Annotated in this window: 18 protein-coding genes, 1 pseudogene and 1 riboswitch; of the genes and pseudogenes, 17 read left to right on the forward strand and 2 right to left on the reverse strand. The window is 43.6% G+C overall.

Annotated features, from left to right (window positions below; translation table 11 throughout):
* From IQR33_RS32415 to IQR33_RS06860, 11 genes are all read left to right on the forward strand, one after another.
* Nucleotides 1-214: magnesium transporter (locus tag IQR33_RS32415; protein ID WP_228013782.1), on the forward strand; the 214-nt coding region annotated here is incomplete at its 5' end.
* 805 nt (nucleotides 215-1,019) lie between these two features.
* Nucleotides 1,020-2,258 (forward strand): cytosine permease, encoded by a 1,239-nt coding sequence (codB, locus tag IQR33_RS06815; RefSeq protein WP_193837921.1) that lies wholly within the window; start codon nucleotides 1,020-1,022, stop codon nucleotides 2,256-2,258.
* 9 nt (nucleotides 2,259-2,267) lie between these two features.
* Nucleotides 2,268-3,545: a cytosine deaminase gene (locus IQR33_RS06820; RefSeq protein WP_104980493.1), complete on the forward strand. Its 1,278-nt coding sequence runs from the start codon at nucleotides 2,268-2,270 to the stop codon at nucleotides 3,543-3,545.
* Between the two features lie 248 nt (nucleotides 3,546-3,793).
* A complete protein-coding gene (locus IQR33_RS06825; protein ID WP_017819864.1) occupies nucleotides 3,794-4,432 on the forward strand; it encodes an HD domain-containing protein in 639 nt (212 codons plus the stop codon).
* The gene (locus tag IQR33_RS06830) at nucleotides 4,433-5,191 is read left to right on the forward strand and encodes a helix-turn-helix domain-containing protein (RefSeq protein WP_193837920.1); all 759 of its coding nucleotides are present in this window, start codon (nucleotides 4,433-4,435) and stop codon (nucleotides 5,189-5,191) included.
* A gap of 146 nt (nucleotides 5,192-5,337) precedes the next feature.
* Nucleotides 5,338-7,191 carry an MFS transporter gene (locus IQR33_RS06835; protein ID WP_193837919.1) on the forward strand — a complete coding sequence of 618 codons (1,854 nt, stop codon included), beginning with the start codon at nucleotides 5,338-5,340 and terminating at the stop codon, nucleotides 7,189-7,191.
* A gap of 117 nt (nucleotides 7,192-7,308) precedes the next feature.
* Nucleotides 7,309-7,926 (forward strand): hypothetical protein, encoded by a 618-nt coding sequence (locus tag IQR33_RS06840; protein WP_005373653.1) that lies wholly within the window; start codon nucleotides 7,309-7,311, stop codon nucleotides 7,924-7,926.
* Nucleotides 7,927-8,030: 104 nt separating this feature from the next.
* A riboswitch (FMN riboswitch) is annotated at nucleotides 8,031-8,171 on the forward strand.
* A gap of 113 nt (nucleotides 8,172-8,284) precedes the next feature.
* Nucleotides 8,285-8,941 carry a 3,4-dihydroxy-2-butanone-4-phosphate synthase gene (gene ribB / locus IQR33_RS06845; RefSeq protein WP_005373655.1) on the forward strand — a complete coding sequence of 219 codons (657 nt, stop codon included), beginning with the start codon at nucleotides 8,285-8,287 and terminating at the stop codon, nucleotides 8,939-8,941.
* 105 nt (nucleotides 8,942-9,046) lie between these two features.
* Complete coding sequence (locus tag IQR33_RS06850; protein ID WP_033906358.1) at nucleotides 9,047-9,592, forward strand: glutathione peroxidase; 546 nt, start codon at nucleotides 9,047-9,049, stop codon at nucleotides 9,590-9,592.
* Between the two features lie 10 nt (nucleotides 9,593-9,602).
* On the forward strand, nucleotides 9,603-10,046 hold the full coding sequence (locus IQR33_RS06855; protein ID WP_064376220.1) for a DUF3429 domain-containing protein: 444 nt from the start codon (nucleotides 9,603-9,605) through the stop codon (nucleotides 10,044-10,046).
* Nucleotides 10,047-10,198: 152 nt separating this feature from the next.
* Complete coding sequence (locus IQR33_RS06860) at nucleotides 10,199-10,444, forward strand: hypothetical protein (protein ID WP_005373664.1); 246 nt, start codon at nucleotides 10,199-10,201, stop codon at nucleotides 10,442-10,444.
* Between the two features lie 70 nt (nucleotides 10,445-10,514).
* On the opposite strand, the gene IQR33_RS06865 is transcribed toward IQR33_RS06860, so the two are convergent.
* Nucleotides 10,515-11,114 (reverse strand): thiol:disulfide interchange protein DsbA/DsbL, encoded by a 600-nt coding sequence (locus IQR33_RS06865; protein WP_005373667.1) that lies wholly within the window; start codon nucleotides 11,112-11,114, stop codon nucleotides 10,515-10,517.
* Nucleotides 11,115-11,197: 83 nt separating this feature from the next.
* A complete protein-coding gene (locus tag IQR33_RS06870) occupies nucleotides 11,198-11,578 on the reverse strand; it encodes a hypothetical protein (protein ID WP_005373669.1) in 381 nt (126 codons plus the stop codon).
* 278 nt (nucleotides 11,579-11,856) lie between these two features.
* Here IQR33_RS06870 and IQR33_RS06875 point away from each other — a divergent pair, with 278 nt between their 5' ends.
* From IQR33_RS06875 to IQR33_RS32420, 6 genes and pseudogenes are all read left to right on the forward strand, one after another.
* Nucleotides 11,857-12,153 carry an isoamylase early set domain-containing protein gene (locus IQR33_RS06875; protein WP_053349287.1) on the forward strand — a complete coding sequence of 99 codons (297 nt, stop codon included), beginning with the start codon at nucleotides 11,857-11,859 and terminating at the stop codon, nucleotides 12,151-12,153.
* Nucleotides 12,154-12,366: 213 nt separating this feature from the next.
* Nucleotides 12,367-13,080: a response regulator gene (locus IQR33_RS06880; RefSeq protein ID WP_005373673.1), complete on the forward strand. Its 714-nt coding sequence runs from the start codon at nucleotides 12,367-12,369 to the stop codon at nucleotides 13,078-13,080.
* Nucleotides 13,080-14,378, forward strand: a complete 1,299-nt coding sequence (locus IQR33_RS06885; RefSeq protein ID WP_005373675.1) for an ATP-binding protein — start codon at nucleotides 13,080-13,082, stop codon at nucleotides 14,376-14,378. Before IQR33_RS06880 ends, IQR33_RS06885 begins: the two co-directional genes overlap by 1 nt.
* A 119-nt stretch (nucleotides 14,379-14,497) precedes the next feature.
* Nucleotides 14,498-14,890: a glycine zipper family protein gene (locus IQR33_RS06890; RefSeq protein WP_005373677.1), complete on the forward strand. Its 393-nt coding sequence runs from the start codon at nucleotides 14,498-14,500 to the stop codon at nucleotides 14,888-14,890.
* Between the two features lie 127 nt (nucleotides 14,891-15,017).
* On the forward strand, nucleotides 15,018-15,374 hold the full coding sequence (locus tag IQR33_RS06895) for a diacylglycerol kinase (protein ID WP_017635149.1): 357 nt from the start codon (nucleotides 15,018-15,020) through the stop codon (nucleotides 15,372-15,374).
* Nucleotides 15,375-15,395: 21 nt separating this feature from the next.
* Nucleotides 15,396-15,634 (forward strand): annotated as a pseudogene (locus tag IQR33_RS32420) (phosphoethanolamine transferase); the annotation flags it as partial.

The raw sequence follows: 15,634 nt of genomic DNA on the forward strand, positions 1-15,634 counted from the left end.
ATTGTGGTTTCAATCTCCGGTTCTAGGGGGAACCATCGCGCTCGCCATTATCGTCAATATTATTACCGCAGCTTTATTTGGTGTGCTGATTCCCATTATTCTGGATAAGTTTAAATTGGACCCCGCTTTGGCTGGCTCGGTGATTCTAACAACAGTGACAGATGTAGTTGGTTTTTTCGCCTTTTTAGGAACGGCGAGTTTAGTCATGCTTTAAAAGGTTCATTGTTTATTAATCAATCATTAGCATAATAGAGTCAAATTGCATAACGCAGTTGCAAATTGCAAACACACTCAAACTTTAAGCAACGCATGTCACAGAAACTACGTATTTTAGGGCATATTAAAGTTGGCACAGTAACTGCATTATATAAATCGACCCTTCTTAAGCCGAGGGTCACCTAGCCAACTGACGTTGTTAGTGAACTTGATTTTGTTCACATGTATATAAGCCAATCGCACTCTTTGCGGTTGGCTATTTTTTTATGTGGCTATTGCTCTCTCATCCTCTGACCGAGCTCGGTTGTACTTTTTTTGCCCACAACAGATTGTTTACTGTTTATAAAATTCAAATATTTGCCCACTAAACCATTAGAAATACTAGTTTCAACAAAAATAAATCACCTACACAAAATAAAACCAAGAAAGCACACCCAAGAAAAGAACAAATAACGTCCAAACCAAAAATCTCATCATGAAAACGTTTTCTTTTCATAGAAATCGACTGAACAATCCAGAGTTATAGATAAATTTAATCCATAAAAACAAATAGCAATTCAAAACATTCATTTTACATAGAAAACCTGTCTATAAATCATAAAAAATACGTAAAACCAATCTTTTCAATTTTACAAATCAAAAACTAAGCCATTGTTATTAAAGAAAAAAACAAACACAAAAAACTAAACAAACGTTTAAATTGCAATTTTATCATTGACTATTAAATTTACATCACGATAATACGCGCCGTTTGCCTGAAAATCAGGTGCTATAATTTAATGTTTAAATGTGCGGAGGTAATAATGGCTGGAGACAATAACTACAGTCTTGGACCAGTTCCCAACACGGCCAGAAAAGGCGTGGCGTCACTAACCATGGTGATGTTAGGACTCACTTTTTTCTCCGCAAGTATGTGGACTGGGGGTTCTCTCGGTACTGGGCTCTCCTTTAATGATTTTTTCCTCGCTGTTCTCATCGGTAACCTAATCCTCGGTATTTACACTTCTTTCCTCGGTTACATCGGCGCTTCTACTGGTCTCTCTACTCACCTTCTTGCTCGTTTCTCTTTTGGTTCTACAGGCTCTTGGCTTCCTTCTGCTCTTCTTGGCGGTACTCAAGTTGGGTGGTTTGGAGTTGGTGTCGCGATGTTTGCGATTCCGGTGCACAAAGCAACGGGCATCGATACCAATACTTTGATCCTTGTCTCCGGTTTGCTCATGACCGCGACCGTTTACTTTGGCATCTCCGCACTGATGGTGTTGTCAGCAATTGCCGTTCCTGCCATTGCGCTACTTGGCGGCTACTCTGTCATCGAGGCAGTAAATAGTGTTGGCGGTATAAGCGAACTACAACAGGTTCAACCAACCGAGCCACTCGATTTTTCAATAGCTCTCGCGATGGTTGTCGGCTCTTTTGTCAGTGCTGGTACATTAACGGCGGATTTCGTACGCTTTGGTAAAAAGCCGCGCAGCGCCGTGATGATCACCATGGTGGCATTTTTCATCGGTAACTCGTTAATGTTTATCTTTGGCGCGGCAGGTGCGTCGGTGACGGGTCAATCAGACATCTCTGAAGTGATGATCGCGCAAGGTCTTCTTATTCCAGCTATCATCGTTCTTGGCTTGAACATCTGGACGACCAACGACAACGCGCTCTACGCATCGGGTCTTGGATTTTCCAACATCACAGGCTTACCAAGTAAATACATCTCAATGGCGAACGGTCTTGTTGGCACACTTTGCGCTCTCTGGCTCTACAATAACTTTGTTGGCTGGCTGACCTTCTTATCTTTGGCAATTCCACCGATTGGCGGTGTGATCATCGCTGACTTCTTCACGAACCGTAAACGCTACGCAAACTTTGAAGCCGCCCAATTCCAAAACATTAACTGGGCTGGCATTATCGCTGTCGTGATTGGCGTTGGTGCGGGACACTTCCTGCCTGGCGTAGTGCCGATTAACGCTGTACTTGGCGGCGCAATTAGCTTCCTGATTCTTAATCCTGTTCTCAACAAAAAAGCACTGGCTACACAGCCAGCGTAAGGAACCATCATGACAACACTACTGATCAAAAACGTAACGCTAAAAGGACAAGAAGGTCTGCAGCAAATTTTGATTGAAGATGGTCAATTCAAGCGCATTGAAAGCAACGATGTGGAGCTTAGTCATAACGGTGACATCATCGATGCTGAAGGCGGTATGGCGGTTGCGCCTTTCTGCGAGCCACACATTCACTTAGATACAACTCAAACCGCAGGTGAGCCAAGCTGGAACATCTCTGGCACATTGTTTGAGGGTATTGAACGTTGGGCTGAGCGCAAAGAAATGCTGTCGATTGAAGACGTGAAAGCGCGCGCAAAACAAACCTTAAAATGGCAGATAGCAAACGGCGTACAACACGTTCGTACCCACGTCGATGTTTCAGACCCTACCCTAATTGCCCTAAAAGCGATGGTAGAAGTGCGTGAAGAGATGAAAGAATGGGTAGATATCCAAATCGTCGCCTTCCCGCAGGAAGGAATTCTCTCTTACCCAAATGGCAAAGAGCTGCTGGAAGAAGCCGTCAAATTAGGTGCGGACGTGATTGGCGCGATTCCACACTTTGAATTCACACGCGAATATGGCATTGAATCGCTGCACTACGTATTCGAGTTAGCGAAAAAATACGACCGCCTGATCGACGTGCATTGTGATGAAATCGATGACGAACAATCTCGGTTCGTTGAAACACTGGCAGCATTAGCGCACAAGTTTGATATGGGGAATAAAGTCACGGCCAGTCACACCACAGCGATGGGTTCCTACAACGGTGCATACGCATCTCGCCTGTTCCGTTTATTACGCATGTCCGGTATCAACTTCGTGGCAAATCCATTGGTGAACATTCACTTACAAGGCCGTTTTGATGATTACCCAAAACGTCGCGGCGTAACACGAGTGAAAGAGATGCTGAATGCCAACATCAACGTCTGCTTTGGACACGATGATGTATTTGACCCTTGGTACCCACTAGGCACTGCAAACATGCTGCAAGTGCTGCATATGGGTCTGCACGTGTGCCAGGTGATGGGTTACGACCAAATCAACAACTCACTGGATCTGATCAGCACCAATTCAGCACGTACACTGAACATTCAAGATAAGCACGGCATTGAAGAAGGCAAACCTGGTAGTTTACTGATTCTTCCCGCAGAAAATGGTTTTGACGCAGTACGTCGCCAAGTGCCGGTTCGTTACTCTGTTCGTCACGGTAAAGTGATTGCAGAAACACAGCCTGCGACAACTCATATTCATCTTGAACAAGCAGAGCAAGTAACGTTCAAACGCTAAAAAGATCGGCGAAACGAAAAAGGCCTGACGACATCGTCAGGCCTTTTTTCTACTGGTAAACATCACTGCTCGCTCTGTCTATTCTTGTCTCATAAACCACTGAACACATTGAAAGGCCATATAAAACGGCTGAGTACCAAACGTTGCACAAGGTTCTGGTGGCTGAATCTCAATTACACCATCGCACTTGGAAATTATTCTAAGCGTTGGGCATACTTCTGACTTCATTTTAGTTGTAGATATGAACCATGACGTCATTAAGCCAGATAGAACCGCAATTTTTGGAATTTATGCAGCAAGAGATGCAAGTAGATGCAGCTCATGATCTTAAACACGTAAAACGCGTGGTCAAAACAGCGAAACAGCTCTGCAAAGAAGAAAATGCAGACATCGCGATTGTATTACCGGCTGCCTATTTGCATGATTGCTTTACTTACCCGAAAGATCACCCAAATCGCAAAGAGAGCTCAATCATCGCAGCCAAAAAAGCGGTCGCATTTTTAGAGAGTATCGATTATCCGCAGCAATATCATGATGCCATTGCTCATGCGATAGAGGCACACAGCTTTAGCGCAAACATCAGGCCAAATACGTTGGAAGCTAAAATCGTCCAAGATGCCGACCGTCTGGACGCTTTAGGCGCAATTGGCGTGACGCGATGCATTCAAGTCAGCACTCAATTTAACGCGCAACTTTACAACGACAGCGATATATTTGCCGAAGAACGTGAACTTAACGATAAACAATTCACTCTGGATCACTTTCAAACCAAGTTATTCAAAATCGCTGAAACCATGAACACAGAGTCAGCAAGACGCGAAGCGCAAAAACGCAAAACCTTTATGCAAACGTACCTAGAGCAGTTACACGACGAGGTAACAGCGTAAATGTCAGAGAGCTATACGTTAATTAAAGAGCTTAAACGCCAACTAAAGTTAGCTGGGCTGCATTATGCCGATGTTGCACAACACCTTGATTTAAGTGAAGGAAGCGTCAAACGTTTACTCGCTGAAGGTCAACACATTAGTCTTGAACGCTTAGAACGCATTTGCCAATTGATTGGTTTAGAAATGGCGGAACTATTTAAGCTCGCGGCTGCGCACAATAAAGGTCTGGAGTCGCTAACGTTAGAGCAAGAAAAGCAGTTGGTTGATGATAAAGCCCTGCTACTCGTGGCAATCTGTGTTGTAAATGGCTATCAGTTTGAGCAAATCGTTCAGCAATACACCTTCAATGAGTTTGAACTGGTGCAAAAGCTTACTCATTTGGATCGTCTGAACATCATCGACTTGCAGCCAAATAACAAAATTCGTTTGCGTATATCTCCGACATTTAAGTGGCAGATGGGCGGCCCTATTCAACGGTTCTTCCAACAGCAAGTTCAAGACGCCTTTTTCCAAAGCTACTTTTCTGGTGAAGATGAAAAGTTCTCCATGGCAACAGGACTGATGAGTGTACCAAGCAACAAGAAGCTACAACAGAAACTGCAAAAGGTCATCGATGAGTTTTATCAGGCTTGCCAAAATGATAGCTCTCTCGATATGGACGAAAAGCACGGCACCTCTCTGATTATTGCGATGCGTCGTTGGACGTTCCCTTTGTTTGAACCATGGGAAAGAAAACCTGCTCAGAAGTCTCGGAGTTAGTAACTCAATAAACGAATGGAAATGAAAGTAACGAATTTCGTTACTTTTGGTGGCATACAACGTCACTTGAAAGAGAAAGCTGGTTTAATCGTTCATTGAGCATAAAGTGCTCCCATCTCATTCGACTTTGTTTAATCGGAGCCAGCATGTTTTTCTCAAAACGCTTTTTTCCTTACTTTGTGACGCAATGCCTTGGCGCACTCAATGACAACATCTACAAAAACGTTCTGTTATTGATGGTGACATACAGCCAAATTGATAACCTACCAATATCTGTCAATCTATTCGTTAATTTGGCGGCAGGCTTATTCATCCTACCTTTCTTTCTATTCTCAGCGCATGCTGGTGCCGTCGCTGACAGCATGGACAAAGCCAAATTAATCCGACGTCTAAAGCTCATCGAACTAGCTATCATGTCTTGCGCAGCAACCGCTATTGCCACCCAAAGTGCCATGCTGATGCTGGTTCTGCTGTTTATGACAGGCACTCAATCGGCCTATTTTGGTCCCGTGAAATACGCCTTGTTACCACAAGCGCTCAAACCAAATGAGCTTGTTAAAGGAAATGCTTGGGTTGAAATGGGCACGTTTCTTTCGATTCTTATAGGTACGCTTAGCGCAGGCCTGCTGCTAGCCATTCCTAATGGTACCTTGATTGCTTCTTGTACCGTGATTGCCTTGTCTTTGCTTGGGTTCATGAGCAGCGTGAATATTCCAACGATGCCTAGCCAATCGAATGACAAAGCGAAATTTGAACCGATTTCTGGTTTAAAGAACACGTTAAAAGTGGCAAAAAAACAGAGAGGCATCTGGATGTCTATTCTTGCCATCAGTTGGTTCTGGTTCATGGGTGCGACTTACCTAACTCAATTCCCTAACTTCGCACGCGAACATTTGTTCGCAGATAGCACTGTCGTTTCTTTACTGTTGGCATTGTTTTCGATTGGTATCGCGACAGGCTCTTGGTTGTGTGAAAAACTTTCTTTCAACCACGTTGAGCTTGGTATTTTGCCATTCGGTATCCTTGGTCTGACAGTCTTTGGCGTCGACTTGCTATGGGCAGTCCCAAGTTATCTATCACTTCCGGTGCACTTTTATGATGTGCAAAGCTTCGTTGCTGAATCCAAACATCTGCGCGTCATGATTGACCTGTTCCTTGTTGGTGTAAGCGGCGGTGTCTTTATTGTTCCTCTTTATGCGTTCATCCAATCGCGTTCAAACAAAGGGGAGTGTGCACGTGCCATTGCTGCTAACAACATCATGAATGCGTTGTTTATGGTGGTGTCTGCTTTGGTTTCGATCGTTGTACTCAGCGTACTAGAGCTTTCTATTGTGGAACTGTTTACCATGATGGCAATAAGTAATTTTTTCGTGGCGATCTATGTCTATCGCCAAGTACCGGAATTTACACAACGCTTTATCAGTTATTTACTCAGCCATTGTATGTATCGTGTGTCAGTAAAGGGGCGCCAACATATTCCTGAACAAGGTGCTGCGTTAATCGTGGCTAACCATGTTAGCTATGTCGATGCATTGATTTTGATGGGAACCTCTACTCGCCCGGTTCGTTTTGTGATGGACAAGTCCATCAGCGAGCTACCTGTTCTTAAATATGTATTCCTTCATGCCGGTGTTATCCCGATCTGTTCTCCACGTAAGTGTGCCGACACTTACCGACGAGCATTTGAGGAGATTGAACAAGCACTTTACGACGGTGAGGTTGTCTGTATCTTCCCTGAGGGTCGTTTAACGTCTAACGGTCAATTGGGTGAGTTTCGCCCTGGTGTAGAGAAAATCCTTGAACGTAACCCTGTTCCTGTCATCCCTATGGCGTTAAAAGGGCTTTGGGGTTCTTTTTTCAGCCATAAAGGCGGACATGCTCTCACAAAACGACCGACTCGTTTTTGGTCAAAAGTGGATGTTGTTATCGGTGAAGTGTTAAGTCCTGCGTCTTTAAATCGTCATCAATTGCAACAACAAGTACAGGATTTACTGGGCTGAGTCGCTTGCTACAGCAGTCAAACTTTGCAGCAAAACGTAAATATGCACCACAAAGCACAAGTAGTTTCTTGTCAATTAGAGTAGGATATCTACGACGTCATAAATCTAGGAGGTATTATGAAAATCATCATCTTACATGGTCTTTATATGCATGGGCTGGTCATGCAGCCTCTTAGCCAAAAGCTGAGAAAACTCGGATACGAAACGCAAGTACTCAGCTATAACACTGTTGCTATCGATGAGTCTTCACTGTTTGATTCTATTGATCATTCGCTTAATCCACTGACCACAAACGTGCTCGTGGGACACAGCTTGGGGGGCTTGATGATTAAGCGCTATCTCGCCAACAGAAAACCGAGCACTAACTTAATCTCTCATGTTGTCGCTATCGGTTCGCCTCTTAAAGGCGCGTCCATTGTAGGTCGAATTCAAGATCTCGGATTGGGTGCAATTTTAGGCAATTCGCCACACCACGGATTAAACAAACATGATGACGCCTGGGATTTCCCTCAAAAACTCGGCAGTATCGCAGGAACGATGCCGATTGGCGCTCGCCCATTGTTGATCCGTAATGACAACACCATGTCGGACGGTACCGTTACCGTAGAAGAGACAAGACTGGACGGTATGCAAGATCATATCGAAGTGAAGCAAACGCATACGAGCCTGATTTACAACACCTTCGTGCCGCAGCAGATTGATCACTTTATTCGCACAGATTATTTCCGTCGATAGCACACTTTTCCATCATACAGATGGAATCGACTTTCCAAGCTATTCAGTTCGCAGTACTATCCTAGCTCCACTTCTTCACAACTTGGATGAAGTGGTACATTTTTAATTGTTCTCAGGGCGGGGCGAAATTCCCCACCGGCGGTATACTTTTTCAAGTGAGCCCGCGAGCGCTCGATTCGTCGAGGTCAGCAGATCTGGTGAGATGCCAGAGCCGACGGTTATAGTCCGGATGAAAGAGAATAAGAATACACCAGCATAGCGAGTCAGATCGCTAAGAATGCTGGTGCACTTCTTTTTGATCGTATTTTACGGCGATCTCTCATACCGCCCTGATTCTGGTGAAATTTAGGAGTTAACCATGAATCAGTCATCACTACTTGCCGAATTCGGCGACCCAATTACTCGCGTTGAAAACGCACTTATCGCTTTAAAAGAAGGCCGTGGCGTACTGCTTCTTGATGATGAAGATCGCGAAAACGAAGGCGATATCATTTATTCAGTCGAGCACCTCACTAACGAGCAAATGGCATTGATGATCCGCGAATGTAGCGGCATCGTTTGTTTGTGCTTAACAGATGCTCAAGCAGACAAACTGGAACTGCCTCCAATGGTGGTAAACAACAACAGCGCAAACCAAACCGCATTTACGGTTTCTATTGAAGCGAAAGTTGGTGTAACAACGGGTGTTTCAGCAGCAGACCGCGTAACGACCATTAAAACGGCGGCAAACCCGCACGCAAAACCGGAAGATCTTGCTCGCCCGGGTCACGTATTCCCTCTGCGCGCACGTCCAGGTGGTGTAATGACTCGCCGTGGTCACACAGAAGGTACGATTGATCTGATGCAAATGGCAGGGCTTCAACCCGCTGGCGTACTGTGTGAAGTGACCAATCCAGATGGCACGATGGCAAAGGCACCGGAGATCGTAGCATTCGGTCGCCTGCACAACATGCCGGTACTGACGATTGAAGACATGGTAATGTACCTGAACCAGTTCGAGTTGAAACTGGCATAGTCAGATCTCAGCTCTTGAAAAAAGCCGCGCATTTGTGCGGCTTTTTTGATCGATCCTCTTTGCACTTGAGTAGTTATACTTATTGAAAACAAGGGGAACAACACCATGAAAGGATTACTGAAACTCGCCGCTCTCGTTAGCTTTCTCTCCATGAATTCGCTTGCTCTTGCATCTGAGTGCCCTGATATTCTTCAAGGTAAGCAAAGGTTGTTAAACTCAACGGAAGAAGTCGATCTATGCGAAAGCTTTAAGGGAAAGACACTACTAGTCGTCAATACAGCAAGCCAGTGCGGCTTCACTCCTCAGTTCGAACAGTTAGAAACCCTCTATCAAACTTACAAAGACCAAAACTTCACCGTTATCGGTTTCCCGAGCAATGACTTTCGACAAGATAGAGGAAGCGAAACAAACACTGCGAAAGTCTGTTATCTCGATTACGGGGTAACCTTTCCAATGATGGCTCGCTCTTCAGTATTAGGTGTAGATGCGAACCCAGTCTTCAACCAAATTACTAACCAAGCAGGCATAAAACCAAAATGGAACTTCTACAAGTTTCTGATTAGCTCTGAAGGTAAAGTTATTGCTACTTTTCCAAGCTCCACATCACCGACAAGTACTACGCTTACCAATATGATAGAGCAACAATTGTAAGGTGACGACCATGACAACACGCTCAACCATGCTACAACTCGGTTACTTAGGCCTGGTTCCATTTGTGTTTAGTTTAGGGCTGATTTTCACTGACATCTCACTCTTCAATTTAAGTGGTCAGAAATTTTTCATCGCATATAGCGCCGTTATATTAAGTTTTTTATCTGGCATCCTTTGGGGTAATGGCATTGAGCATTACTACCACCGCCTTAGCCGAAATGTATTAATTCTCAGCAACCTTTTTGTCTTACTGGCTTGGGGCGCATTACTGCAGGGCCACAAACATTACGCGGTCGCTACCCTACTCTTAGCAATTGGGTATCTTGCTGTTTGGTATGCAGAAAAGCTCGTGAGGAAAGTCGAACAAGACGCCGAGCCCAAGGGATATCAAGGAATGAGGAGCAAACTGACCTTCGGCGTAATCGTAATGCACGGATTGGCTTTAGTTTCATAACCTGGTCTGTCCAGTACTAAGATCACAAAAAAACGTCTTTTTATAAAACAATGTTCATTTCGTGAATGCACACATATTTTGAACACTGTTTTGTTTCATTTATGAATCAATCCACATATAAGTAATTCAAAGCATTCACAAAGGATATGAATATGTTTTTTCGCAAACTTTTGTTTAGCACTGCGATGATCAATGCAACGACAGGTTGCGTGTCTTACCAGGCACAACAAGCCGCCGCTCAAACAGTAAATAATACAGGTGCCGTGCTTACCAATGTGATTAAAACCACGATTGCTCAGCCATGTAATGTTGCAATCACTGCTGCTAGCTTGTTTTATCCGCATGCCATATTTATGACTAGTGTTCCGACTCAAGCATGTACAAGCGTTCTTAGATAATACGAGTGTGATAAGCATAAAAAATGGCGACTCTACCGTCGCCATTTTTAAGCATCAATGCTATTTACAGTTACAGCGTCAATAAGTAATTAACTAATTGATTGTACTCGTCGTAAGTACGAATTTCGTTGGCCAAAACAATGTATTTATTGTTCACAACCACACCCGGAACCCCTCTTAACGTGCTAGCAGAGAATTGCTTATCAAAACCTTTCTGCATTGAGTTTACGGCGAAACTGTTGTACGCCGCATCAAACTTCTTACCTTCTACGCCATTATCAACGAAGAGTTGTTTCAGCTCAGCTTCGTCTTTTGGCGCTTGTCGCTTTTGATGAATTTGGGCAAACATGGCAGGAATCATTGTATCTTCAACCCCAAGCGACACCATCGTCGCGTAGGACTTGGCCATCGGAATCGCCATATCTCCGCCCATGAACCCCACATGCACCTTTTCAAACTTTGCCTCTTTTGGCAGAGCAGGTTTTAAACGCTCAATAAGCGACTCAAACTTGTAGCAATGTGGGCAATAAAAAGAAAAGAATTCCGTCACAACAGGTTTCGATGCTTTCTTTACATCCAGAACTTTGTAGTGCTTCCCTTCTTCAAATTGCGCTGCATGAGCGGTAAAAGTCAGTAAAAGTGCACTACATAAGGCAAGTAGTTTTTTCATTGTTTATTTCCTTGTGGCATTCAAATGCCAAATCATTTCATTTGGTAAAAAGGGGTAAACCCCAAGTAATTTGAGATGAGGAATTAAACAATCGGAGGACGATAAAGCTTGGTGATCACTGTCACTACTTTTTCGACTAGAGGCCTATCAATCAAGGCAAGGCTATAAGGAAGAAGCAGTAAGTCGTTTTGAGATAAGTTGGCGGGAATTTTGACCATGCAGGAAGAGCTACAACTCGTGTGAGATTGTTGTGCCTTATTGATGGCTGACTCATCGTGATGTGATTCTACGCAGTCGTCATTGACGCCAAGTTGTTTGTGCAGAGCAGCCTGTTGAACAATAAGATCGCGTACTTCAATTGTTTTCATCGGAGCGGAAGCCTGCGCCACAGGAGCGACACTACTCAAAAGCATAGCAACTAAGCAAACTATCGCAGTCAACAATGTACGGTTAAACTTCAACATAGCTACATCAAGGAAAATGGTGATTTAAGATAATACATGATAACGGTTTGACTTCAAGATACGGACTCTCGGCTCGCTAACAAACTCTGTTCTTTGACTATTTTAGGCTAGTGAATTTTCTCTCTAACGCTCCCTCAGTACACGAAACCAGCACAACGAGCTATTCACCGTTCGGATACTCCCCTCATCAGATACCAGCAACAATTCGATAAAACTTGAAATCATTATGAAACACGAGTAATAGTTAGAACAGTTTTTGTACGAACAAGGAAAGATCAATGCTTAAAAAAAGATTCTTTAAGACAAAAGATGAAGTCGAAGTCACGTTCGAGCTAGATAAAGATCAGTGGGACTCTGTCCAAATTGCTGGAGACTTCAACAACTGGCAGCCAGAACCGATGAAATTAGTGAAGAAAAGTCGTCAGTTTAAATTTAAAACCCGCTTACCTAAAGCGCGGAATGTTCAGTTCCGTTACTTGCTCGATGACGCGAAGTGGGAAAATGACCCACAAGCTGATGCTTACGTTCCAAATGCATTTGGCAGCGACAACAGCGTCGTATGTACCACCGAATAAGCGGTAATTTCGCTTTAAGATTCCATACCTAGGCGCAAACGTTGCGCCTTTTTACATCTCTCGAAATGTGATTGGTGATTAGATTTAAATCATTAATTGGCAATTTTATCCAATTAACTCATCCGATAACCTTATTCTGAGAAAGCTTTATTTGAAATAATTCGTAAATTTGTTTAAGTTCCATTGATATTAAATATTGTATACATCACTTAAATGAACGCACAACAAATCAAACCATCTCTAATCATTGTGGAAGACGATCCCAAATTACAAACTATGTTGGGTGAGTATTTTGTTGAACAAGGTTTTCAGGTCAAATGTATCGACAATGGGACGGACGCACCCAATGCGATTATTGACACACAACCAGACGTGGTGCTGTTAGATTTGATGCTACCCGGGCAAGATGGTCTGAGTGTATGTCGTCAAATCCGAGAATGCTACAAAGGCAAAGTGTTGATGCTAACAGCAAGTGATGATGACTTCGATCATGTCGCCGCATTAGAAATAGGCGCAGATGACTTTGTTACTAAACCCATCAAACCTCGCGTATTACTTGCTCGTATTCGCATGCTATTAAGAAGAAAAGAGGCGGCGCCTACCGAGTCCGAAAACGGCCTACAAATTGGTGTTCTGTGTTTAAACCGATTGCGTAAATCGTGCGTAATGAACCAAGAAGAAATTGCGCTGACAGACGGCGAGTTCGATTTGTTGTGGGTTCTTGCTACGCATGCTGAAAAAACACTATCACGTGAGTGGCTGACCAAAACACTACGTGGTATTGAATACGATGGCACAGACCGCACCATTGATAATCGCATAGTGACACTGAGAAAGAAGCTAGGCGATGCTTCTTGCTCACCACAAAAAATCATTACCGTTCGCGGCAAAGGCTACCTATTTATGCCTGATGCATGGAATGAATAATGAGACGGATTTATCTGGAAAGCTTTGTTGGCCTTATCATTCTGTTTATGGCTAGCTTGTGGGGATACGAGTTCTTAGTTTATGAGATCAACACAGATTATGACTACCTATTACAAGAGCATGAGGGTCAAGCTTTTCACGATCTGATCTACCCTATCTATAAAGAACACGGATTAGAATATACTCAACAACAGTTGGAACAATTTGCCACATCAAGCCATCGTTTGTTGGTGCCTCATACGCTTGAAGAGCTTCCAACAGACATCAAAAAGGCGTTTGAAAGTGATACCTCCGTTAACGTCGCTTACGATGAAGAAAGGGATATCTGGTTCCGCCTAGATGCGAGCACGCCTATCTTTAAAATGAGCGATAATCCGAATAGCCCTGTGGTTAAAGCTGCCAACTTTGATGACAATATCGTTTGGTTGTTCTTTTTAGCTGGATTTGCTCTGTATTGCATATTGTTGATCTGGTTCTTAAGCCGTCGGATTCGAGAGCTAGAGAGAGTGACCGTTGAGTTTGCCTCAGGTAACTTCAAGGCTCGAGCTAGTACCTCAAGCGCTAAGTCTGTTGGGACGTTAAACAAAAGCTTTAACACGATGGCCGATAAAGTATCTCGCTTGATCACTAGCAATAAAATGCTAACTAACGCCGTTGCACATGAATTGCGTACCCCAATCTTCCGCTTACAATGGCAAGCAGATTTGTTATCGGATTCAACCTTAACTGAACAACAGAAAAAGTATGTTTACAGTATCGTCGAAGACATTGACGAGATGGAAGAAATGGTTGAAGAATTGCTTTACTACGCAAAGATGGAGCGTCCTGACACAGCATTACAAACTCAAGAAGAAGTCGTCCTATTCAACTTAGTCAAAGAATTACGACAGAGATGGCAAAAAGAGACTACGCTCGCTATCTCGCTTCAAGAAGTAAACTCAGAAAACGTTCTCGCGTTTGCTGACCCAAAATTGTTAAAGCGAGCCTTAGATAACTTGCTGCGCAATGCAATGCGGTACGCGGATAAGCAGATTTTAGTAGAGATAAAACACGATCAGCACCGCTGCTTCATCAATGTTCATGATGATGGCATAGGTATTGAAGAAAAGCATTGGCCTCATCTATTCGAACCATTTTACAGCGCGGATGAATCTCGCAACAAAAAGACGAGCGGGTTTGGGCTCGGTTTGGCGATTGTCAGACAGATAATGGAGCTTCAACGTGGAGAAGTTTCGATTTGCCATAGCCCACTTGGAGGAGCTTGCTTCACACTTAGCCTCAAAAAATCAGACAGTTAACTTAACCTTCCTACCCCGTTTACAGAAGACGACACTTCAATACACTCAAGCGACAGAGCCCAACAATAAAACAGTGTACATTTAATCCATAAGATTCACACACTAAATGGATAGTACTCATGTATAAATCTTTTATCCTGATTATGGCGCTTACTTCTACGCTTACAGCTTGCGCCTACAACCAAAAACCTGTCGTCGACATGACCAATGTCGACCCTAGTACATATGAACAAGACTTTCTTTACTGCCAAGGCTATGCAGAAAATGTCGACAAATCAGAGGCAGCGAAATCTGAAGCCACTAATGGGGCAGTTACAGGCGCATTGATCGGCGCAGCTGCTGGTGCGCTAGAAGACGGATTAGGTGGAGCGGCTGTCGGTGCTGCTGCCGGCGGTGCTGTAGGAGCTGGAGCTGGTGCTTTGAGTGGAACAAATGATTCAACCAAAACTCAATCTCTCGTATTGCGTAAATGTCTCCAGAACAAAGGCTATACCGTCTACGATCTTGATTAAATAAGCACTTTTCTTAAATTATCGCGCGATGGATTCTATTCACAAATGTTTCACGCTGTAACGATTAATCTCGTTACCTCTCTGGGATATGTGTTCCATCCCAATGCTTAAATAGTAAGGTCATATTTTGAAGCCAGGTAAAACAGGTATACGCCGTGTCATGGATGCGACCGGCTATTCATTTCAAGGATTGAAAGCCGCATGGACACACGAAGCCGCTTTTAGACAAGAATTGATTCTCGCCTTGGTGCTTTCCGTCTGTGCTTTTTTCCTTCCTGTCACCACATATGAAAGAGTGCTGATGATCAGTAGCCTGTTCTTGGTATTGATCGTCGAACTCATTAATTCCGCCGTAGAAGCGGTTGTCGACCGTGTTAGCGATGACTGGCACGAGCTCAGTGGTAGAGCCAAAGATATTGGCTCAGCAGCAGTATTTGTTGCGTTAACTCTTGCCCTTTTTATTTGGGCTTCGTTCTTGCTCTAATTTTTATTCAAGACACTCATTATGAAGACACATGATTTACAACAGAGAGGTATCTCTTACGTTACCTTTACTTTCCTGTTGGCGCTGTATTTCGCTCTCGTCGTAAATATCCCTATTTATAAAGAACTGATCGGCATCTTTACACACTTAGATAATGTCAAAATTGGATTTATTATCACAATACCAATTTTCTTTCTTGCCGCGCTCAATTTCCTTTTTAATTTATTTAGTTGGCCTTGGATCGGCAAGCCGTTCTTTAT

Source organism: Vibrio sp. OPT46 (assembly GCF_015163535.1).
In the GTDB taxonomy this organism is placed as follows: domain Bacteria; phylum Pseudomonadota; class Gammaproteobacteria; order Enterobacterales; family Vibrionaceae; genus Vibrio; species Vibrio alginolyticus.

Bases quoted from the DNA above. Each gene is read 5' to 3' on its own strand.
- codB (WP_193837921.1), top strand. From the start codon at position 1,020: ATGGCTGGAGACAATAACTACAGTCTTGGACCAGTTCCCAACACGGCC.
- IQR33_RS06820 (WP_104980493.1), top strand. From the start codon at position 2,268: ATGACAACACTACTGATCAAAAACGTAACGCTAAAAGGACAAGAAGGT.
- IQR33_RS06825 (WP_017819864.1), top strand. From the start codon at position 3,794: ATGACGTCATTAAGCCAGATAGAACCGCAATTTTTGGAATTTATGCAG.
- IQR33_RS06830 (WP_193837920.1), top strand. From the start codon at position 4,433: ATGTCAGAGAGCTATACGTTAATTAAAGAGCTTAAACGCCAACTAAAG.
- IQR33_RS06835 (WP_193837919.1), top strand. From the start codon at position 5,338: ATGTTTTTCTCAAAACGCTTTTTTCCTTACTTTGTGACGCAATGCCTT.
- IQR33_RS06840 (WP_005373653.1), top strand. From the start codon at position 7,309: ATGAAAATCATCATCTTACATGGTCTTTATATGCATGGGCTGGTCATG.
- ribB (WP_005373655.1), top strand. From the start codon at position 8,285: ATGAATCAGTCATCACTACTTGCCGAATTCGGCGACCCAATTACTCGC.
- IQR33_RS06850 (WP_033906358.1), top strand. From the start codon at position 9,047: ATGAAAGGATTACTGAAACTCGCCGCTCTCGTTAGCTTTCTCTCCATG.
- IQR33_RS06855 (WP_064376220.1), top strand. From the start codon at position 9,603: ATGACAACACGCTCAACCATGCTACAACTCGGTTACTTAGGCCTGGTT.
- IQR33_RS06860 (WP_005373664.1), top strand. From the start codon at position 10,199: ATGTTTTTTCGCAAACTTTTGTTTAGCACTGCGATGATCAATGCAACG.
- IQR33_RS06865 (WP_005373667.1), bottom strand. From the start codon at position 11,114: ATGAAAAAACTACTTGCCTTATGTAGTGCACTTTTACTGACTTTTACC.
- IQR33_RS06870 (WP_005373669.1), bottom strand. From the start codon at position 11,578: ATGTTGAAGTTTAACCGTACATTGTTGACTGCGATAGTTTGCTTAGTT.
- IQR33_RS06875 (WP_053349287.1), top strand. From the start codon at position 11,857: ATGCTTAAAAAAAGATTCTTTAAGACAAAAGATGAAGTCGAAGTCACG.
- IQR33_RS06880 (WP_005373673.1), top strand. From the start codon at position 12,367: ATGAACGCACAACAAATCAAACCATCTCTAATCATTGTGGAAGACGAT.
- IQR33_RS06885 (WP_005373675.1), top strand. From the start codon at position 13,080: ATGAGACGGATTTATCTGGAAAGCTTTGTTGGCCTTATCATTCTGTTT.
- IQR33_RS06890 (WP_005373677.1), top strand. From the start codon at position 14,498: ATGTATAAATCTTTTATCCTGATTATGGCGCTTACTTCTACGCTTACA.